General features: G+C 69.8%; 14 protein-coding genes. 8 read left to right on the top strand and 6 right to left on the bottom strand.

The features are described 5' to 3' along the window. The first annotated feature begins 35 nt into the window (after window positions 1-35). Both ACFVDO_RS14915 and ACFVDO_RS14910 read left to right on the top strand, forming a co-directional pair. A complete protein-coding gene (locus tag ACFVDO_RS14915) occupies window positions 36-2,108 on the top strand; it encodes an MDR family MFS transporter (RefSeq protein WP_378857974.1) in 2,073 nt (690 codons plus the stop codon). Window position 2,109: 1 nt separating this feature from the next. Further along, a complete protein-coding gene (locus tag ACFVDO_RS14910; RefSeq protein ID WP_378857973.1) occupies window positions 2,110-2,715 on the top strand; it encodes a TetR/AcrR family transcriptional regulator in 606 nt (201 codons plus the stop codon). A gap of 63 nt (window positions 2,716-2,778) precedes the next feature. Here ACFVDO_RS14910 and ACFVDO_RS14905 read toward each other — a convergent pair whose 3' ends face one another. Next, on the bottom strand, window positions 2,779-3,156 hold the full coding sequence (locus ACFVDO_RS14905) for a VOC family protein (protein ID WP_378858704.1): 378 nt from the start codon (window positions 3,154-3,156) through the stop codon (window positions 2,779-2,781). 66 nt (window positions 3,157-3,222) lie between these two features. Between ACFVDO_RS14905 and ACFVDO_RS14900 the strand changes: the two genes are divergently transcribed. Beyond that, on the top strand, window positions 3,223-3,942 hold the full coding sequence (locus ACFVDO_RS14900; protein WP_378858705.1) for a TetR/AcrR family transcriptional regulator: 720 nt from the start codon (window positions 3,223-3,225) through the stop codon (window positions 3,940-3,942). Window positions 3,943-4,162: 220 nt separating this feature from the next. On the opposite strand, the gene ACFVDO_RS14895 is transcribed toward ACFVDO_RS14900, so the two are convergent. Beyond that, entirely contained in the window at window positions 4,163-4,783 is a 621-nt protein-coding gene (locus tag ACFVDO_RS14895; RefSeq protein WP_378858706.1) for a M15 family metallopeptidase, read from the bottom strand. An 87-nt stretch (window positions 4,784-4,870) separates the two neighbouring features. On the opposite strand from ACFVDO_RS14895, the gene ACFVDO_RS14890 reads away from it, so the two are divergent. The 3 genes from ACFVDO_RS14890 to ACFVDO_RS14880 all read left to right on the top strand — a co-directional run bounded on the left by ACFVDO_RS14890 (window position 4,871) and on the right by ACFVDO_RS14880 (window position 7,408). Further along, complete coding sequence (locus ACFVDO_RS14890; protein WP_378858707.1) at window positions 4,871-5,536, top strand: response regulator transcription factor; 666 nt, start codon at window positions 4,871-4,873, stop codon at window positions 5,534-5,536. Then, window positions 5,526-6,611, top strand: a complete 1,086-nt coding sequence (locus tag ACFVDO_RS14885) for a sensor histidine kinase (RefSeq protein ID WP_378858708.1) — start codon at window positions 5,526-5,528, stop codon at window positions 6,609-6,611. The genes ACFVDO_RS14890 and ACFVDO_RS14885 overlap by 11 nt, the downstream gene beginning before the upstream one ends. A gap of 128 nt (window positions 6,612-6,739) precedes the next feature. After that, window positions 6,740-7,408, top strand: coding sequence for a DNA alkylation repair protein (locus ACFVDO_RS14880; protein WP_378858709.1), 669 nt, complete (start codon window positions 6,740-6,742; stop codon window positions 7,406-7,408). A gap of 15 nt (window positions 7,409-7,423) precedes the next feature. Here the strand turns inward: ACFVDO_RS14880 and ACFVDO_RS14875 are convergent, their stop codons facing one another. Further along, window positions 7,424-8,572 (bottom strand): ROK family protein, encoded by a 1,149-nt coding sequence (locus ACFVDO_RS14875; RefSeq protein WP_378858710.1) that lies wholly within the window; start codon window positions 8,570-8,572, stop codon window positions 7,424-7,426. 263 nt (window positions 8,573-8,835) lie between these two features. Between ACFVDO_RS14875 and ACFVDO_RS14870 the strand changes: the two genes are divergently transcribed. Then, the gene (locus tag ACFVDO_RS14870) at window positions 8,836-11,445 is read left to right on the top strand and encodes an alpha-N-acetylglucosaminidase TIM-barrel domain-containing protein (RefSeq protein WP_378858711.1); all 2,610 of its coding nucleotides are present in this window, start codon (window positions 8,836-8,838) and stop codon (window positions 11,443-11,445) included. Window positions 11,446-11,496: 51 nt separating this feature from the next. Here the strand turns inward: ACFVDO_RS14870 and ACFVDO_RS14865 are convergent, their stop codons facing one another. The 3 genes from ACFVDO_RS14865 to ACFVDO_RS14855 form a co-directional block, all read right to left on the bottom strand. Next, window positions 11,497-12,567, bottom strand: a complete 1,071-nt coding sequence (locus ACFVDO_RS14865) for a DUF998 domain-containing protein (RefSeq protein ID WP_378858712.1) — start codon at window positions 12,565-12,567, stop codon at window positions 11,497-11,499. Window positions 12,568-12,967: 400 nt separating this feature from the next. Beyond that, complete coding sequence (locus tag ACFVDO_RS14860) at window positions 12,968-16,555, bottom strand: alpha-L-fucosidase (protein ID WP_378858713.1); 3,588 nt, start codon at window positions 16,553-16,555, stop codon at window positions 12,968-12,970. A 138-nt stretch (window positions 16,556-16,693) separates the two neighbouring features. Further along, window positions 16,694-17,809, bottom strand: coding sequence for a phosphoribosylaminoimidazolecarboxamide formyltransferase (locus tag ACFVDO_RS14855; RefSeq protein WP_378858714.1), 1,116 nt, complete (start codon window positions 17,807-17,809; stop codon window positions 16,694-16,696). A 114-nt stretch (window positions 17,810-17,923) separates the two neighbouring features. Here ACFVDO_RS14855 and deoD point away from each other — a divergent pair, with 114 nt between their 5' ends. Then, a complete protein-coding gene (gene deoD, locus ACFVDO_RS14850; RefSeq protein WP_378858715.1) occupies window positions 17,924-18,637 on the top strand; it encodes a purine-nucleoside phosphorylase in 714 nt (237 codons plus the stop codon). The last annotated feature ends 152 nt before the right edge of the window (window positions 18,638-18,789 follow it).

Here is an 18,789-nt window from a genome sequence, read left to right as displayed (position 1 = left end):
CTGCAAAAATTCTTGACTCTCTGAAGGGCCGGTACATGACCGTCGCCTCCACCACCGGCTCCGCGCCGGTCTCGCCCCCCGAGGGCGCGAACCCGATCATGACGCACCGTCAGATCCTCTTCGTGATCTACGGGCTCATGGCAGGCATGTTCCTGTCGTCTCTCGACCAGACCATCGTCGGCACCGCCATCCGCACCATCGGCGACGATCTCAACGGGCTCGACCAGCAGGCCTGGGTGACCACCGCGTACCTGATCACGTCGACGATCTCGGTGCCGATCTACGGCAAACTCTCCGACATCTTCGGGCGCCGCCCGCTGTTCATCTTCGGCATCTCGGTGTTCATCATCGGCTCAGTGCTGGCCGCATTCTCGACGTCGATGCTCATGCTGGCCGGCTTCCGTGCGATCCAGGGCCTCGGCGCCGGCGCGCTGATGTCGCTGCCGCTCGCGATCATGGCCGACATCCTCGCTCCGCGCGAGCGTGCGAAGTACCAGGGCTACTTCTTCGCCGTCTTCGGCGTCTCCGCGCTGATCGGCCCGCTGGTCGGCGGCATCTTCGCCGGAGCGAACGAGATCCTCTGGGTCGCCGGCTGGCGCTGGGTGTTCCTCATCAACCTGCCGGTGGGCCTGATCGCGCTCGGCATGGTCATCGCGTTCCTGCACCTGCCCAAGGTCGGCGTGCACAAGAACCCGCGCATCGACTGGTGGGGAGCATCCGCCGTGATCGTGGCACTGGTGCCGCTGCTGCTGGTCGCCGAGCAGGGTCGCGAGTGGGGCTGGGGGTCTGTCGCCGCCATCTCCTGCTATGTGATCGGTGGTCTCGGCGCGATCGCGTTCGTGCTCATCGAGATCGCGATGAAGGACGACGCGATCATCCCGATCCGCCTGTTCCACTCGCATGCGTTCTCGTGGGCGACGCTCATCGGTGTGCTCGTCGGCTTCGGCATGTTCGGCGCCATGATGACCATCCCGCTGTACATGCAGATCGTCGCCGGGCTCACCCCGACCGAGTCCGGCTTCGCGATGCTGCCGATGGTCGTCGGCCTGATGATCTCGTCGATGGCCGCGGGTCTGATCACGTCGCGCACTGGCAGGTACGGCTTCTTCCCGCGCATCGGCACGATCACCACGGCGCTGGGCTTCCTCATCCTCACCTTCGTCTCGGCCGAGACCCCGATCTGGTTCATGATGATCGGGATGCTGGTGGTCGGCCTCGGCCTCGGCCAGCTCATGCAGTCGCTCACGATGGCCAGCCAGAACGCGGTCGAGGCGCCCGACATGGGCGTGGCGACCAGCGCGGCGACCTTCTTCCGTCAGATCGGCGGAACGCTGGGCACCGCGATCATGCTCTCGCTGCTGTTCACGCTGCTGCCGACGAACATGATGAACAGCATGGCCGACGAGGACACACTCACCGCGGCCCTGGACGCCGCTCTCGATCCGGCCGTCGCCGGCGCCGAGCAGAATCAGGCCGTGATGGATCAACTCTGGACGCCGATCGTCGAGCCGCTGCAGGAGAACATCCAGAAGCAGCTCGACACCGCGTCCCAGAAGGCCGAGTCCGCGGCATCCGCAGCCGTGACGAAGGCTGTCACCGACGGCGTGAACCAGGCCGTCGCAGCGGGACAGGTGCCGGCGGCCGCCGCGCAGACCGTGATCGACCAGAAGGTGGCCGAGGCCCTGCCCGCTGCCCAGGAGAAGGCCCTGCAGGCCGTGGCCGACAAGGCCCACGCATCCGTCATCGACGGCACCGTGTCGGTCGACTGGTCGAACGACGCTCAGCGCAGGTACTGGGTCGAACAGCTCGCACCCGAGATCTCGAAGAAGATCGACGAGGGCGACTCGAAGGCATCCAGCGGATCGAGCAGCTCGGTCAGCGACACCTCGTTCCTGAACGGTGCCGACCCGGCGCTCACCAAGCCGTTCATGGTCGGCTTCACGCAGGCCATCGACGTCATCTACTGGGTCGGCTTCGGGGTGCTGATGCTCGCGTTCGTGCTGAGCTGGTTCTTCCGGGCACCACCGCTGCGCACCCGCTCCGCGCTGCAGGAGCGTGCGGACACGGCCGGGGTGAGCGAGACCGGAACGATCAAGGTGCACAGCTGACATGACCGACGACCAGGCTGCAGGGGAGCCCGCTGCCGGACTGCGCGAGCGGAAGAAGAAGCAGCGCAGGACGGCACTGCATGAGGCCGCCCTGCGCCTGGTCGAACTGCAGGGGCTCGACGGCACGACTGTCGAGCAGATCTGCGAGGAGGTCGGCGTCTCTCCCCGCACCTTCTTCAACTACTTCCCCTCGAAGAGCGCGGCCACGCTCAACCTGCCCGAGCAGATCATCTCCCCCGCGACCGCCGAGCGCTTCCGCACGTCGGAGGGCGAGCTCATGCCGGCCATCTGCGATCTGCTCGCCGACACGATGAGCTCAGGCATGGAGAGACGGCGGCTGAAGCGGCTCATCTCGGAGCAGCCGCAGCTCGTCACGGAGTTCACTCAGTGGATGAGTGCGCTGAAGGCGGAGTTCCAGGAGCTGGTCGCCGAGCGCGCGGAGTCGGAGGAGGCCGCCGATGCCGCGATCATGCTCGCGCTGGCGTCCTTGCGCATGCTCATGCACCGGCCGTCCGATGACATCCGCCCCGACTCCGTCCGCCTGCTGGCGGCGATGGATCGGATGCTCGCCGTCCGGCACGCCGGGATGACGACTCCGCAGGGCTGATCCGCCTGTGAACCGGAACGCCGGTCCCCGACGCGCGTCGGGGACCGGCGTTCTCTGCTGTCGTCACATCCACTGCACCAGCTGCCAGATCAGACCGTTGGGGTCGGCGAACTGGCAGTAGCGCTCGCCCCATGGTTCGGTCTCGGGCGGGGTGACGACCCTCGCCCCCGCGGCCTGGATGCGCGCGAACTGCTCGTCGAGGTCGTCCACGACGAACACGAGCAGAAGGCCCTGCCCGGCTGAGCCGGCGATCTCGGCGGGCTTGAATGTGCCGAGCCCGGTGGCGAGGAAGATGAGGTTCGTCGCCACGGCGGGATGCTGCAGCGACACGAACCCCTCGGCGGCCATCGCCTCCTGGTATCCGAAGTGGGTCTTGGCGAAGTCGGCGGAGGCGTCGACGTCCGCGACGTTGAGCGAGATGGCGGTCTGGGTGATGTTCATGGTGTCTCCCGTCATAACTTCGTACAACGTACACTATTATTGAGATGTTCCCGAGGAGGTTCCGCGATGCCGAGGCCGTTGATCGATCTGCTGTGGCGTGACGCTCCGGGTGCGCCGTCGGGCGGGCGCCGCGGTCCGCGGCCGAAGCACTCCGTCGGCGAGGTCGTCGACCGGGCGGTCTCGCTGGCCGACGACCTCGGCCTGGCCGGCCTCACCGTGCGCGGCCTGGCCGATTCGCTCGGCATGACGACGATGTCCGTGTACACGCACGTCGGCAGCCGCGACGACCTGCTCGTGCTCATGGCGGACAGCGCGCACGCGCAGATGGCCTCCACGCCCTTCTCCGGCGCGGACTGGCCCGACCGGGTGCGCACCGTCGCCGAGGACAACCTGGCACTGCTCCGCCGTCATCCGTGGCTGCTCGATGTGCACGATCCTCGTACCGCGCTGGGTCCCGGCACGATCGCGAAGTACGACCACGAGCTGCACGCGTTCGATGGCACGGCGGTCGATGACGTCGCGCGGGATGCCGCCCTGTCGTTCGTCCTCGACTTCGTGCGCGCCGCCGCTCCCCGGATCGTGCGGATGCCGGACGACACGGGCTTCGGCGAGGCGTGGGAGCAGTCCGCCGGAAGCCTCGCGCGCTACCTCGGCGAGGACTTCCCGCTCGCGCGCCGTGTCGGCGGAGCCGCCGGAGAGGCGATGGGCGCCCCGTACGACGCCCGGCGCGCCTGGAAGTTCGGACTTGACAGGGTGATCTCCGGCCTGGCCGATCTCGACCGCTGAGAACGGCGACCCGGCGGGCTCGCCGGGTTCGCGTGTGCGGCCCTCGCCGCTGGGGCGATCTCGCACAGCACCTCCACCCCGACTTCACTGCCGTCACGTGCACACCGGGGAGTCCTTCGACAAGGACGGCTGGGTGCGGCGGATGACCGAGGTGTAGACCGACATCGCCCAAGTCGCGCCGGCGGGCACCCGACCGGCGGCCTGAGCCCGGGCGCGGTCGTCACTGCAGCCTGGGGTCGTGAGTCGCATCGAGGTACATCTCGGGGCATCCGTCCTGAGGAGCGGATGCCCGGTACTCGAAGTGCCATCGCTCGTTGGCGTAGGTCTGACACAGACCGTACTCCGCCCCGTTCTGCCCCAGCCAGATCGCGGCATCCAGATCTCCGACGTCGACGGCCTTGCCGTGCACGTGCGAGGACTTGTCGGCCGGGGCCACCCATTTGGCCGCCTCCTCGCGCGAGCCGTAGGTCGAGATCGCCTCGACCAGCAGCTGCTCCTGACGCTCCGGAGTGCGCCATCCACTGTTGACGACCATCTCGTACCCCTCCTTCTGCGCAGCCGTCGCGGCCTCGCGCAGCGCCCCGCGCAGCTCAGGAACGAGCTTCGCGACGGATGCATTCCGGTCATCGAACGGTGACGCCGGGCCGTCGACGAGCTCCGGCTCGGCGGACGCCGCGGCCGCCGGCGGTGCCGGGTCCCCACCCGGCATCCCGGCGCCCGGCGTCCCGCCGGCGACCTGCGCTATCACCCCGGCCATCACGACGCCCATCCCCAGCAGGGCGAGGCCGAGAGCCGAGACGAGGACGAAGGGGGCCCGAGGGCGCTGCGCGAGAGTGCTCATGCCCTCCACGCTCCCGAACCCGACGTTGCCGGGGCGTATGCGGGGGCGCATACGTTTTCGATACGTCCCGCTTTGTAGACTGCGAGCGTGCGGGTGCTGATCCTTGAGGACGAGCCGCTTCTCGCCGAGGCCGTCCGCGACGGCCTGCGGCTGGAGGCGATGGCCGCCGACATCGCGGCGGACGGGAACACCGCGCTCGAGCTGCTCTCGTACAACACCTACGACGTCGCGGTCCTGGACCGCGACGTGCCAGGCCCCAACGGCGACGAGGTCGCGCAGTGGATCGTGGCATCCGGCTCGGGCACCCCGATCCTGATGCTCACCGCGGCCGATCGGCTCGATGACAAGGCATCCGGGTTCGAGCTCGGCGCCGACGACTACCTGACCAAGCCGTTCGCGCTGCGCGAGCTGGTGCTGCGGCTGCGCGCGCTCGCGCGGCGCACCGCACATGCCGCGCCGCCGGTGCGCGAGCTGGCCGGGCTGCGCATAGATCCGTTCCGCCGCGAGGTGTTCCGCGATGGCAGGTACGTGCCGCTGACCCGCAAGCAGTTCGCGGTGCTCGAGGTGCTGGTCGCCGCCGGCGGCGGAGTGGTGAGCGCGGAAGAGCTGCTCGCGCGGGCCTGGGACGAGAACGCCGACCCGTTCACCAACGCCGTGCGCATCACCGTGTCAGGGCTGCGCAAACGGCTCGGTGAGCCGTGGGTGATCGTGACCGTGCCCGGCGTCGGATACCGGATCGACGATGACTCGTAGTCGCGGGATGTCGGTGCGGATGCGGCTCGCGCTGAGCTACGCGGGCGTCATCGTGCTCACCGGCGCGCTGCTGCTCGCCGTGGTCTGGCTGTTCCTGCTGCGGTACGTGCCGGACGGATCGGGGTGGATGCAGGGCTGGAACGGCCAGCCGCAGCGCGTGCCGAGCCAGCGCGACCTCGTTCGCGCGTTCACCCCGCCGACCGTGGCGATGTTCGCCGTGCTGGTGGTGTGCGGGCTGGTCGGCGGTTGGCTGCTGGCCGGGCGGATGCTGCGTCCGCTGGGCAGGCTGCACGAGGCGGCGGGGCTCGCCGCCTCCGGCTCACTCGCGCATCGCGTCTCGCTGCCGGGTCGCCGCGACGAGTTCACCGACCTCGCGGACGCGTTCGACCGGATGCTGGCCGAGCTGGAGCGGCATGTCGGCGAGCAGCAGCGGTTCGCGGCGAACGCCTCGCACGAGCTGCGAACGCCGTTGGCGATCACGCGGACGATGCTCGAGGTGGCATCCGCGGACCCCTCCACGGACCGCGACGAGCTGCTGGCACGGCTGGCGGCCGTGAACGCCAGGGCGATCGCCCTGACCGAGTCGCTGCTGATGCTGTCACGGGCCGAGGGCGCCGTGCGGTCGTCCGAGACGGTGGATCTCGCACTGCTCGCCGAGGATGCGGTCGAGACGCTGTCCCCGCTGGCGGCGAGCCGTTCGGTGGTGTTCGACACCGACCTGACGCCCGCGGTCACGACGGGCTCGCAGGCTCTGCTGCAGCAGCTCGCCACGAATCTCGTGCACAACGCGATCGTGCACAACCGGGCATCCGGCGGTGGGGTCGCCGTGCGCACGGCGGCGGCGGACGGCTCGGCCGTGCTCGTGGTCGGCAACGACGGAGCCTCCCTCACCGAGGCGGACGTCGCGCACCTGACCGAGCCGTTCCAGCGCGGAGCCCGTACGACCGAGCACGGTGACGGGGTCGGGCTGGGGCTCGCGATCGCAGCATCCATCGTCCGAGCGCATGCCGGGACGCTGTCCCTGGCGCCGCTCGACGGCGGCGGCCTGATCGTGACGGTGCGCCTGCCGGCCTGACGCTGCGCCTCGGATGCTCCGGTCGCACTCGTTGCGGGTGCACGCACCCGCATCCATCGAGACCGGAGCAGGAGGCGGGCGCGACCGGAGCGGGCGCCACACTTCGCGAGGGTGCGTAGGCTGACGGCATGACGGATGCCACGGTCGACAGCGTTCTCGCGGAGCTCGCCGCCCTCGACGACCCGAAGGCGCGCGCCGTCAACGAGCGGCACGGCGACGACCACGGCGTGAACCTCACGAAGCTGCGCGGCGTCGCGAAGGCCGCCGGAACCTCGCCTCAGCTGTCCCGCGAGCTGTGGATGACCGGCGAAACCGCCGCGCGGCTGGTCTCACTGCTCATCGTGAAGCCGAAGGAGTTCTCCGCTGACGACCTCGACCGCATGATGCGCGAGGCGAACGGCCCGAAGGTGTCCGACTGGCTGGTGAACTACATCGTGAAGAAGTCGCCGCTCGCCGAGGAGATGCGGCAGCGCTGGTTCGACGATGCAGACCCGGATGTCGCGGCATCCGCCTGGTCGCTCACCTCGACGCGCGTGATGAAGAACCCCGACGAGCTCGACCTCGACGCCCTGCTCGATCAGATCGAGCGCGAGATGAAGGATGCCCCGGAGCGTCTGCAATGGGCGATGAACGAGACGCTCGCGTACATCGGCATCTACGATCCGTCTCGCCGCGAGCGCGCTCTTGAGATCGGCGAGCGCCTTCAGGTGCTCGCCGACTATCCGACGGCGCCCGGCTGCACGAGCCCGTTCGCCCCGAGCTGGATCGCGGAGATCGTGCGGCGGCGCGAGGGCTGACGCCGCCGCTGACACTCAGGGATGCTGCCCGCCGAGCCGGCCCTCGAGCACCTCGGTCCAGGCCGCTCGCAGGGCGGCCTCGGTGGCCCCGCGGACGACGGTGTCCTCCATGAACGGAGACAGCTTCACCGACAGCGGCCCGAGTCCGAACAGCCCCAGTCGCCGCTCGAGCGCGGCGGTGAGCACTTCGCCACCCCTGGCCATCCCACCGGTGATGAAGACGTCGTGCAGGTCGAGGGCCAGCAGCACAGGAGCGAGAGCACCTGCGGCGACGCCCACCACCTCGTCGAGGACGGCTGCCGCGCCGGTCTCGCCCTGCGTCACCGCGTCGAAGAGGCCGACGATACCTTTCCCATGCCCCGCGACCTCACTCACGCGATTCGCCCCGACGACCCTTTCGAGCTGTGACGGCGCCCCGGACCAGGGGTCCTGAACCGGCAGGCCACCGAGCTCGCCCGCCGCACCGGCCGGACCGCGATACAGCCGCCCGTCGAGTACGAGGCCCGCTCCGAGCCGTTCCCCCCACTGCACGGTGAGGAACGACATCGGGGCCCCCGCGAGCCGGGTCATGGCCACGGCGGCGAGGTCGGCGTCGTTGTCGAGGTCGACGCTGGCCATCCCCCGCCCCAGCTCGTCGGGGAGGTCCACTTCGGTGAGCGCGCTCATCCCGCGCACCTCCCGCACCCGGCCGGCCCCGCGGTCGATCATCCCGACCGCACCGACCGTCATGCGCCGGATGTCCTCGCGGGCGAGTCCTGCCTCAGCGAGTACCGCGTCGATGTTCGCGCCCGCAAGGGCCACGAGAGACGCTCCGTCACGCAGCGCGTGCGGCGTGCTCCGTCTCGCGAGCACCGTGCCTGCAGCATCAGCCAGCTCGACGACAATGCGATGGAGACCGAGGTCGAGCCCGACGACATGGATGCAGGACGCATCTACGCCGTACCGCAAAGCGGGTCGCCCAAGGGCACCTTCGGGCGCGTGCCGCGACACCCATCCATCGCGCTCCAGCGCATCGACGATCGTCGCGACGGTCGACCGGGTGAGCTCCGTCGTTAAAGCGACCTCAGCGATGCGCAACGGACGGTCGGCCGCGCGCAGCGTGCCGAGCACGAGACCAGTGTTCTGGCGCTTCAGTCGAGCCGTGCCGACGATCGTGGAATCCATACGCCTCCGTTCTGGGAAGACTTTAGCGATCTCTTTACGATAAGACCTTGCGTAAGTGGCGCGGGCGCGGGACGATGGCAGCGCAAACACTGCATCCGCGGTGTTTCCTCCCCTTGGCGAAAGGCCCGATGATGCACCCCACGCCCCGAAGATTCCGACGAACAGCGCTCTCATTGGCGGCCTGCGCGACCGCAGCTGTGCTGATACTGACCGGTGCCACGGCCGCGAACGCGGACGCTCCCGCCCGGTTCGCGAAGCTCAATGTGCCAGCGCAGACGGCGGCGGGCTTCGATTCCGCCCGCGCTTCGCTCGAGCGGCTGCTCGGTCGAAACGCCGGCGGTTTCGACCTCGTCGCCCTCCCCGACGACGGAGCGGATCGCTACGAGATCACCAGCAAGCGCAACCATGTCCGGATCGCGGCCACCGACCCCGCAACCGCGATCAGCGCCGTGAACGCATACCTCGGCACCATCGGACAGTCCATCTCCTGGAACCAGCACAATGTCGACGAGTCGGCCCCGCTGCCCCTGCCCGCGAAGAAGCTCTCCGCCGAGGCGAACGTGTCGCACCGCTACTACGGCAACGACACCGAGGACGGGTACACCGGCGCCTATCGCAGCTGGGCGGAGTGGGAGCGCGAGATCGACGAGCTCGCCGCGCTCGGCTTCAACGAGCTGTTCATGCCGGTCGGCTCCGAGGCCGTCTATGCCGAGGTGCTGCAGCAGTTCGGCTACACCGACGCCGAGGCACGCGCCTGGATCCCGCTGCCCTCGCACCAGCCCTGGTGGCTGCTGCAGAACATGTCGGCATACCCGGAGGGCACCAGCGATGCCCTACTCGCGGAGCGCGCTGAGCTGGGCCGCAAGATCGCCGACCGTCTGCGCGAGCTCGGGATGACTCCCGTGCTCCCCGGCTACTTCGGCACGGTCCCGGCAGACTTCGCCGCCCGCAACGCCGATGCCCGGGTCGAACCGCAGGGCGGATGGACCGGTTACCAGAGGCCGGGTTGGCTCGATCCGAACAGCGCAGCGTTCCCCAAGGTGGCCTCGGCCTTCTACGACGCGTCCGAGCGCATCCTCGGCACCTCCGACGCCTACAAGATGGACGTCCTGCACGAGGGCGGCAAGCGCGGCTCCGTCGACGTGCCCGCGGCCACGCACGCCATCGAGGACGCGCTGCAGACCGCGCACAAGGGCGCGACCTGGGTGCTGCTCGGCTGGCAGAACAACCCGCCGGCGGACGTCGCCGCGGCGGTCGACCCCGCCACGACGTTCATCGTGGACGGGCTCTCGGACCGGTACGACGACCGCGGCGGTCTGGAGAAGCAGTGGAGCGGAGTGCCGTACGCCTTCGGCACGATCTGGAACTTCGGCGGCCACACGACGATGGGCGCTGAACTGACCACGTGGAACCAGCGCTACTACGACTGGCTGCGCAAGGACGGCAGCAAGGTCGACGGCATCGCCGCGATGCCCGAGGGCGGCCTCAACAACCCCGTCGCCCTGGACTTCTTCGCCGGCCTCGCCTGGCGCTCCGGACCGGTCGACGTGAACGACTGGTTCGACCAGTGGACCGAGCGCCGTTACGGCGTCGACGACCCCGACCTGAAGGCCGCCTGGCGCATCCTCGCCGAGACGGCGTACACGCTGCCGGACAACCCGAGCTACAGCGAGGCGCAGGACGGCCTGTACGGCGCGAAGCCATCCCTCAGCGCCTCCCGCGCGGCGTCCTGGTCGCCCGGAACCTTCGCCTACGACCCAGCGCGCTTCGCGGAGGCGCTGGATCACCTGCTCGCCGGGGCCTCGAAGGTGCGCGACTCGGCGACGTACCGATACGACCTGATGGACGTCTCGCGACAAGTGACCTCGAACACCTCCCGGCTGCTCCTTCCGCAGCTGCAGGAGGCATACGGGATGCGCGACCGGGAGCAGTTCACCGCGCTCAGCGAGAAGTGGCTCGCGAACATGGATCTGCTCGACGACATCGTCGGCACCCAGCCGCAGATGCTGTTGGGCCGCTGGATCGCTGATGCCAGGGCGGCAGCAGCGGACGATGCCGAGGCGGACCTCTTGGAGTACGACGCCAGGGCGATCGTCTCCACGTGGGGCGCCCGCAACGCGGTCGACGGCGGGCTGAACGACTACGCCAATCGGGAATGGCAGGGCCTTGTCGGCACCTACTACAAGGATCGCTGGTCCCGCTTCTTCCAGAGCATCCAGACGTCGTTCGACACCGGTAAGGCACCGGCGTCCATCGACTGGGCCGCGGTCGGCGCCGAGTTCACCGGTTCGACTGACACGTCCTCGTTCCGCACCGAGCCGACCGGCGACATCGTCACACTCGCGGCTGAGGCGCAGGCCGCGAACAAGGCGACCGCGCGGGAGCTTCCCGAGCCGCCGACCGCGGGCAGCCACTACCTGTCCGACCTGCGGTTCGCGTCGGCCTCGATCAACCCGGCCTACGGCCCGATCGAGCGCGACACCGAGATCGGAGAGGCGGCTGCCGGCGACGGCGCGCCGATCCGCCTCGCCGGCGTGCAGTACGAGAAGGGTCTCGGCACGAACTCGCCGACGACGATCGAATTCAACCTCGGCGCGAAGTGCACGGCGTTCCGAGCGACGGTCGGGATCGACGACATCATGAACAAGGCCGGCGCGTCGCCCAATGTCATCTTCCGCGTGTACACGGATGACGACCTGCGCTTCGACAGCGGCGCGATGACGAAGGGACTGGCCAAGGAAGTCGCGATCGACGTCACCGGGGCGAAGATCCTGCGGCTCGTGGTCGACCCGAACGCAGCCGGCTCGCCCGCGGGTCAGGCGGAGTGGTGGGATCGGGCTGACTGGGCCGACGCCCACGTCACCTGCGACTGACCCGCCTCGCGCGGGACTGCCCTCCCTCATCCGGGGAGGGCAGTCCCGCGCTCAGAGCACGCGCAGCGGCGAGCGCACCTCGGACGGGCGCGACACGTCGGGCGCGAGGATCGCGAGCAGACGCACGAGCGTCGACATCCACAGCAGGGCGAGGCCGATGACGACCGCCTCGAGCGCGGTGATCGGGAACAGGCGCAGCGCGAACGCGAGCACGACCGCGAGGATCACCAGCGCCACGACGGCGACAGTCGTCGCCCGCAGGGTGCGCGAGCACTCTTTCGGAAGCACCAGCGCCGTCGCGACTGCGGCCACCACGAACAGCACGAGCGCGGCCGTCGCGGCGATGAAATGCGGGGTCGGCACGCGAGTGATCGGCAGCAGCCCGACCGCGGCGAGCGCGGCACCGGCCAGCGCCCAGGCGATCACCACGAAGGCGATCCGGCGCAGTGCCCCGTCGCCGAGCAGCCGGTGCAGGTCGCGGCCGATGTACGAGCCGACCGTGGCGATCAGCAGGCCGGCGACCATGAGCGTGCCGTTGAACGCCCAGGCACCAACGCCGCCGCCGAGCTGCGAGAAGTTCTTCTGCCACCAGAGCGGATCGGCCGCCGTGATCATCGCGAACAGCGTGCCGATGATCAGGAACCCGAACATCAGCGCGGCGAGGTCGGTGGTGCGCAGGTCCACACCGGCCGCGTATGCCAGTCGCCCGCCGACGGCGGATGCCACGCCGGTGAACACTCCGCCGGCCAGTGCGACGAGGGAGACGCCCTGCAGGCCGCTCGCGAAGACTTCTGCGCCGAGCAGCACACCGAGGGCGGTGACACCACCGAACGCGATGGTCACGGCGACGGACGACACATCAGAGACCACGGTCTGCCAGCGCGGCATCCCACTGGTCTCGCCGCGACGGTGCTGCAGCGTGCTGACCACGAACGCCGCAGCAGCGACGACGCCGGCGACGAGCGCCGCAGGCATCATGATCGAGCCGGGCCCAGCCAGCGGGCGGGGCGGGCCGATCAGCAGCAGTGTGCCGAAGGCGGCGCCGAGCACGAAGCAGATCGTCGTGGCCCACAACCCGCGGTCCTGCTCCCGCAGCGCCTGCTCCTTCGCCTGCCGCTCCATGCTCCCATCGAACCATCCGTCGCCGACATGACCGCGAGCGGCGCTCCGGCGCGCTCTCGTCGCAATTCGTCCCGGAAAGACCCGCCCCGGGTCCGCTCAGGGCGCCGTCTGTCCCGCATCCACGCGCTCAGAGCGGGACGGATCGCAACCCGGATGCCTGTGGAGCGACCGATCGCGGAGCATCAGTTCTCGTCGCAGTTCGCCCCGGAAAGGCTCGACTCCGTCTTCCGGGTCACAGTTCGTCCGGCATCCGCCCGACGAGAACGTGATCACGTGCGACCCGGATGCCCGTGGAGCGGCGAAAACGGGACGAGCTGCGACCCGAACGGCGCGCACCGCCCCGCCACACACCGCGGCGCCGAATGCCGGGCCTCCGGCATCCGGCGCTGCGGATGTGCGATCACGCGGGCGCGACCTCGATCCCGCCGGAGGCGGCCGGGCTGTTCCCGGCCGTGACGACGACCTTCTGCTCGGCCCTCGTCCCGTCGGGGCCGGTCGCGACGAGCAGGTAGGTGCCCGGCGCGACTCCCGCGATGCGCAGCGACACCGAGCCGGCGCCATCGGCGTCGGTCGTGATGGTGCCCTTCGGGCGCGCAGCGCCGTCGAAGCCGACCTTCACGGTCGCCTCGGCGGGGAAGTCGGCCACCGAGACGGTCACCAGGGCCCCGACCTTCACGGCGTCCTTCCCGACCGTCACGCTGGGCGCCTTGTCGTGGAACGCGAGCTGCCAGCCCTGCGCCTCGAGGCCTGCGAAGACCTCCCGCGCGGTGCGGTCGCCGAAGGTCGGCGCCTCGTTCCCGCCGTACAGGTCCACGACGATCGGCTTCTCGTCGGTGCCGTAGCCCCAGAACGGGGTGTCCGAGTCGGCGCAGGTCGTACCGGCCTTCAGGTGCACGGCGGCACCAGGCGCCAGCTCGGTCTCGCGGAACTGCTCGAGCGAAGAGAACGGACGCGCCTCGGAGCCGTCGCCGGCCCGCTCCGCCGTGCAGTCCAGCCACACCTCGGCGATGCGGCCCGGATCCTGCGCCAGAGTCGGGTGCACCTTCAGGGCCGCGAGAGCGAACGCTCCGCGGGCCGAATCGATGACGACCCGGAACCTCTGAGCCGTGGTCGGGGCGGTCAGCGTCACGATGCGGCTGACTCCGATCGTGCCCGCGGCGCCGACCTTCTTCCAGGCGCCGTCCACCTCGGCCTCGATGTGGAACGCGTCGACCGACTGGCCTGCGACATCCACGCCCTCGGCGAGCGTGAGGCGGGTGACCGTCTGCGGCGACCCGAGGTCGACCGTGAAGGTGGCACCCGCACCCTCGCCCTTCCAGGCCGAGCGGCGGCTGCCGTCGGTGAGCGCGGCGGTGGTGCCGTCGGGCGCCTCGACCGGCAGGCCGAGCGCGAAGTCGGTGCCGAAGGCCTTGCGGCGCTCGGCGGCGAACGACTCCAGCGCCGACACGGATGCCGGAGCGAACGACCCGTTCGTCGTGGGCGGGTTGTTCAGGAGCATCACCGAGTTGCGGCCCACCGTGTTCAGGTAGTGGTTCAGCAGCGTCGGACCGCTCTTCGGGGTGTCGGTGGGGTGCGCGAACCAGCCCGGCGTGAGCTTCATGTCGGACTCGGTCGGCCACCAGTGCAGGGCGTTCGCCCCGCCTGCGGCACCGGCGATCAGGGTGGGCGCGGAGCCGACCTGCTCGAACGAGCCTCCGCCGACCACGCCGATCTTGCCGCCGTCGTCGGGCACGCTCACTGCCATCGGCGCCCACTCGTCCTGGCGGGCGGTGCCGGACTCGTTGCCGACCCAGCGCACGTCGCGCCCGCCGACGGCCACGACGGCGTTCGGCTGCAGCTTGCCGATCAGATCGTAGAAGGCGGGGTAGTCGAACAGCTCCTGCTTCTCGGTGTTGCCGTTCGATCCGTCGAACCAGACCTCGTCGATCTGGCCGTACTGGGTGAGGATCTCGTACAGCGAGTTCAGGAAGTAGGCGCCGTAGTCGGTCGCGTCGTAACTGAAGGTGGGGAGGTCCTTGCCCGCGCGGTCATCGCCCTCGACGAGGGTCGGGATGGTGCGGGCCGACTTGGGGCTGCCGTTGCCGAAGCGGCCGGTGAGCTCCTCGTGCGAGTCGGCGGGCGACATGTACAGGCCGACCTTCATTCCGTACTTGCGCGCCGCGTCGGTGAACTCCTTCACCAGATCGCCCTTGCCGCCCTTCCACGGCGTCGCGGCGATGTCGTAGTCGGTGTAGCGCGACGGGTAGAGCACGAAACCGTCGTGGTGCTTCAGCGTGAGGATCGCCATGCGGTGACCGGAGTCGCGCAGGGTCTTCATCCAGCCGTCCACATCGACGTCGCCGGTCGGGTCGAAGCGCGCCGGGTCCTCGGTGCCGTGGCCCCACTCCTGGTCGTAGAAGGTGTTGATGCCGAAGTGCACGAAGGCGGTGAGGCCCATCTCCTGCCAGCGCAGCTGCTGCGGGGTCGGGCGCACGAGCGTGGACTTCGCGATCACATTGGCGGGGCAGTCGTCGGCGGAGATCTGCACGTAGTTGCCCGGCTTCACGTCCGACATGTCGGTGCACGGGATGACGGGCTTCAGCTGCTGGTACTCGAACGACTTCGCACTGAACGGCTCGGTGAGCAGGGCGAACCGGGCACGGTCGATCTTGCCGACGAACGCACGGCCGCCGATGCTCGGAACCTCGTTGCCGAGGGATGCCGTGACGGTGACCCCCGTGTTGCGGGTGGAACGCTCGGCGGCCTTCACCGCCGGAAGCTCGACGCCGTCGAGCCAGGCGGTCAGCTGCGCGCCGCCACCGTCGGTCGGCTGATAGGCCACCGACACGATGTGCGCCTTGCCGTTCGCCGGCAGGCCGGTGATCGCCATGTGGTCGACCCACTTGCCGGACTGGTTCGAGCTGAAGCCGTACTGCAGGCCGTCGTTGCGGTATCGCACCGAGAAGTTGCCGCCGACGGCGGCGAGGGTGGCGAGGTCCTTCTGCGCCGCATCCGCGGTGAACTCCAGTTCGACCACGAACCCGGCATCCAGGCTCGCACCGGTGAACGGAGCATCGGATGCGGTGAAGTCGGCCGCCTGCGCGGCCGAAGTCAGCGCGAGGGCGCCGGACGAGACCGTCGCGCCGCTGCGCATCGCGAGCGCGCCGGTGAGGACGTCCCCGGCGGCGGCCTTGTAGGCGGTGCCGTCGAGCGTTCCGGAGAATCCGGCGTTCAGCAGGGTCTTCGTGACCGGCGCCGGCTGGTAGGTGTTCTGCGCCGGGTCGTAGGCGGTGAGGCCGGATGCCACGCGGATGCGACTCAGGTCGCCCTTGTAGCCGCGGCCGGTGGCTGCAGGATGCACGTCGTTGCCGAACCCGAACGAGGCGGCCACCACGTCGTTGATCGCCGCCGGCGCACCGGAGACGACGGGAGCGAGCTCGACGCCGTCGACGGCCAGGTGCAGCTCGGCGCCCGCGCCCGCGCGGATGTACTGCACCGAGAGGTCGTGACCGGTGCCGCCGGCGGGAGCCGGAGCAGTCAGTCGGTGCTTGGACCAGGTGCCGCCGGAGACGGAGTCGAAGCCGTAGACCAGCTGCCCGCCCTCGAGCCGCACGAACAGGTTGCCGCCGGCGCCGAAGAGCGTCGCCATGTCGGCCTGGCTCGCCTGCGGGGTGACCGAAAGCTCGGCGACGAAGCCGGTCGTGGCACCAGGGTCGGCGAGCGTGAACCCGGAGGCGTCGAAGCGGATGCCCTGGGTGCCGCCGCCGAGCGACACTCCGCCGCCGGGGAGCTGCTCCTCGGCGCCGTTCGTGCGATGCACGACGCCGCGCATCGTCTCGCCCTCGACGGTCGTGTAGGCGGTGGTGCCCACGAGCGAGCCGCCGAAGGCGATGTCGAGGTCGTCGGTCTCTGCGGCCGACGCCGCGCCGGGCGTCACGAGAGCTCCGGCGATGACCGCTGCGCTGAGCACGGCCAGTGATCTGTGCTTGAGAGTGCGGGGAACACGCATCCTTCTGCTCCATTGCGTCGAGGGTGGGGATCACGCAGGACGCTAACAGAGATCGGATGTCTCAACAAGGGATTCCCTTTCATTTGCTGAAACCGCCCGAATGTTTGCGCTTTCATCGGGTCTCTCTTCTGATGATACTCAGTGCCGGAACAGCCGCAGCCCGGTCTGCACATGCACGATGCCGTGCTCCGCCGCGGCCGCGGCGACCTCGTCGGTCCGCGCCGATCCGCCCGGCTCCACGATCGTCGAGACGCCGAACTCCGCGGCGTGATCCACGTTGTCTCGGAACGGCAGGAAGCCGTCCGACACCAGCGTGATCCCGTCGAGGCCCTCGCACCAGGCGTCGCGCCATCCGGCATCCGCGTACCGATCGGATGCCTCGGGGCCGAACAGTCCCGCGAACTCCGCGCGCTGCGCGCGGGTCATCTCGGCACCCGCGAAGCGGATCTGCCAGTTCAGCCGGTCCTGGCGCCGCATGCCGGTGACCTCGGGCAGCTCGCGCACGAACGGATGCCGCCGCAGCCACCACACGTGTGCCTTCGACCCGGCCAGGCGCACACAGTCGACACGGTTCTGCTGGCCGGCTCCGATACCCACTGCGGCGCCGTCCCGCACGAGCACGACCGAGTTCGACTGGGTGTACCGCGCGGCGATCATGCCCAGCAGCGCATCACGGCGCCCCGCCTCGTCGAGTGCGCCCTGCGGCAGCGCGGCGGCGACGTCGGCGGCATCGCGATCCTGCTCGAGCACCGCGCCGAGCAGCTCCCGTCGCTCGCGGAGCGGCGACTCGGCAGCATCCGCCTCGAACACGAGGAACCGGCCGCCGCGCTTCTCGCCGAGCAGCGCGAGCGCACCCTCCTCATAGCCGGGAGCGATCACGGCGTCGCAGATCACGGTGCGCAGGAACTCGGCCGTCGCGGTGTCGACGGGGCGAGAGAGCGCCACCACGTCGCCGAAGGACGACTTCGGGTCGGCGTCGCGGGCGCGCACGTAGGCGGAGATCAGCCCGCCGTCATCCGCCACCCGCCAGGTCTCGGATGCCACGTCGTCGATCGCCCCGGCGACGGCGGCGCCGGCCGGCGAGACGTGCTTGAAGGATGCCGCGGCGGGCAGTCCGGTGGCGGCATCCGCCTCACGCACCAGAGCCGACGCGTTCAGCGCGTCGAGGTAGTTGATCATCGACGGCTCGCCGTTCAGGACGGCCGGACCTCCGGTGACCTCGGCGGCCTGGTGCGGATTCATCCCGTATCGCATGTGTGCTCCCATCGTTCCGATGGGCACCCAGGCGGTCGATGCCGTACTCCACGCTCCCCGCCGGTCACCCGGCCACGCCAGTCGCGGTTCCAGGCTACGGCCTACGCTGACACCATGAGCACTCCGCACATCGCCGCAGCCCCGGGCGAGATCGCCCCCATCGTCCTGTTCCCCGGAGACCCGCTGCGGGCGAAGTGGATCGCCGAGACCTTCCTCGACGACGCCGTGCTGTACTCGCAGACCCGCGGGATGCTGGGCTTCACCGGCACCTGGGAGGGACACCGGGTCTCGGTGCAGGGCTCGGGCATGGGGCAGCCGTCGATGTCGATCTACGCCAACGAGCTGTTCGACCAGTACGACGTGCAGACCATCGTGCGGGTCGGATCGTGCGGCGGGCTCACCGAGCGGGTGGGCATGCGCGACATCATCATCGCCAACGGCGCCTGCACCGACTCGGGTATCAACCGGGTGCGCTTCCACGGGCTCGACTACGCCCCGGTCGCGGACTTCGGCCTGCTGCGGGCAGCCGTCGAGGCATCCGAATCGATGGATCTCGAGAGCGCCGTGCACGTCGGACTGCTGTTCTCGAGCGACCAGTTCTACACGACCCGCCCCGAGCTGAACGACCCGTTCATCGAGCACGGCGCGCTCGGCGTCGAGATGGAGACCAGCGCGCTCTACACGCTCGCGGCCTACCGGCAGCGCCGCGCGCTGAGCATCTGCACGGTCTCGGACCACCTCGTCACGCACGAGGCGACCACCGCGCAGGAGCGCGAGCAGACCTTCGGCGACATGATCGAGATCGCGCTGCGCGCCGCGACGGCCTGACCCGCGCGGCTTTCTCAACCGCGAGGTCGGAACGGGCGCCGCAGCGTCGGCGCGGCGGTGAAAGTGACCGGCTCGCTCAGGTCGCAGTTCGTCTCGGAAAGGCCGGCTCCCCGGCATCCGAGTCGCAGTTCATCCCGTTCTCCGGCGGAGAA

Source organism: Microbacterium sp. NPDC057741 (assembly GCF_042798735.1).
Classification (GTDB): Bacteria; Actinomycetota; Actinomycetes; order Actinomycetales; family Microbacteriaceae; genus Microbacterium.
This window is presented reverse-complemented; position numbering and strand designations above follow the sequence as displayed.

What these genes read in the sequence shown, in the direction of transcription:
- ACFVDO_RS14900 (WP_378858705.1), top strand. Translation starts at nt 3,223, where the DNA reads ATGCCGAGGCCGTTGATCGATCTGCTGTGGCGTGACGCTCCGGGTGCG.
- ACFVDO_RS14895 (WP_378858706.1), bottom strand. Translation starts at nt 4,783, where the DNA reads ATGAGCACTCTCGCGCAGCGCCCTCGGGCCCCCTTCGTCCTCGTCTCG.
- ACFVDO_RS14910 (WP_378857973.1), top strand. Translation starts at nt 2,110, where the DNA reads ATGACCGACGACCAGGCTGCAGGGGAGCCCGCTGCCGGACTGCGCGAG.
- ACFVDO_RS14885 (WP_378858708.1), top strand. Translation starts at nt 5,526, where the DNA reads ATGACTCGTAGTCGCGGGATGTCGGTGCGGATGCGGCTCGCGCTGAGC.
- ACFVDO_RS14905 (WP_378858704.1), bottom strand. Translation starts at nt 3,156, where the DNA reads ATGAACATCACCCAGACCGCCATCTCGCTCAACGTCGCGGACGTCGAC.
- ACFVDO_RS14875 (WP_378858710.1), bottom strand. Translation starts at nt 8,572, where the DNA reads ATGGATTCCACGATCGTCGGCACGGCTCGACTGAAGCGCCAGAACACT.
- ACFVDO_RS14915 (WP_378857974.1), top strand. Translation starts at nt 36, where the DNA reads ATGACCGTCGCCTCCACCACCGGCTCCGCGCCGGTCTCGCCCCCCGAG.
- ACFVDO_RS14865 (WP_378858712.1), bottom strand. Translation starts at nt 12,567, where the DNA reads ATGGAGCGGCAGGCGAAGGAGCAGGCGCTGCGGGAGCAGGACCGCGGG.
- ACFVDO_RS14860 (WP_378858713.1), bottom strand. Translation starts at nt 16,555, where the DNA reads ATGCGTGTTCCCCGCACTCTCAAGCACAGATCACTGGCCGTGCTCAGC.
- ACFVDO_RS14880 (WP_378858709.1), top strand. Translation starts at nt 6,740, where the DNA reads ATGACGGATGCCACGGTCGACAGCGTTCTCGCGGAGCTCGCCGCCCTC.
- deoD (WP_378858715.1), top strand. Translation starts at nt 17,924, where the DNA reads ATGAGCACTCCGCACATCGCCGCAGCCCCGGGCGAGATCGCCCCCATC.
- ACFVDO_RS14855 (WP_378858714.1), bottom strand. Translation starts at nt 17,809, where the DNA reads ATGCGATACGGGATGAATCCGCACCAGGCCGCCGAGGTCACCGGAGGT.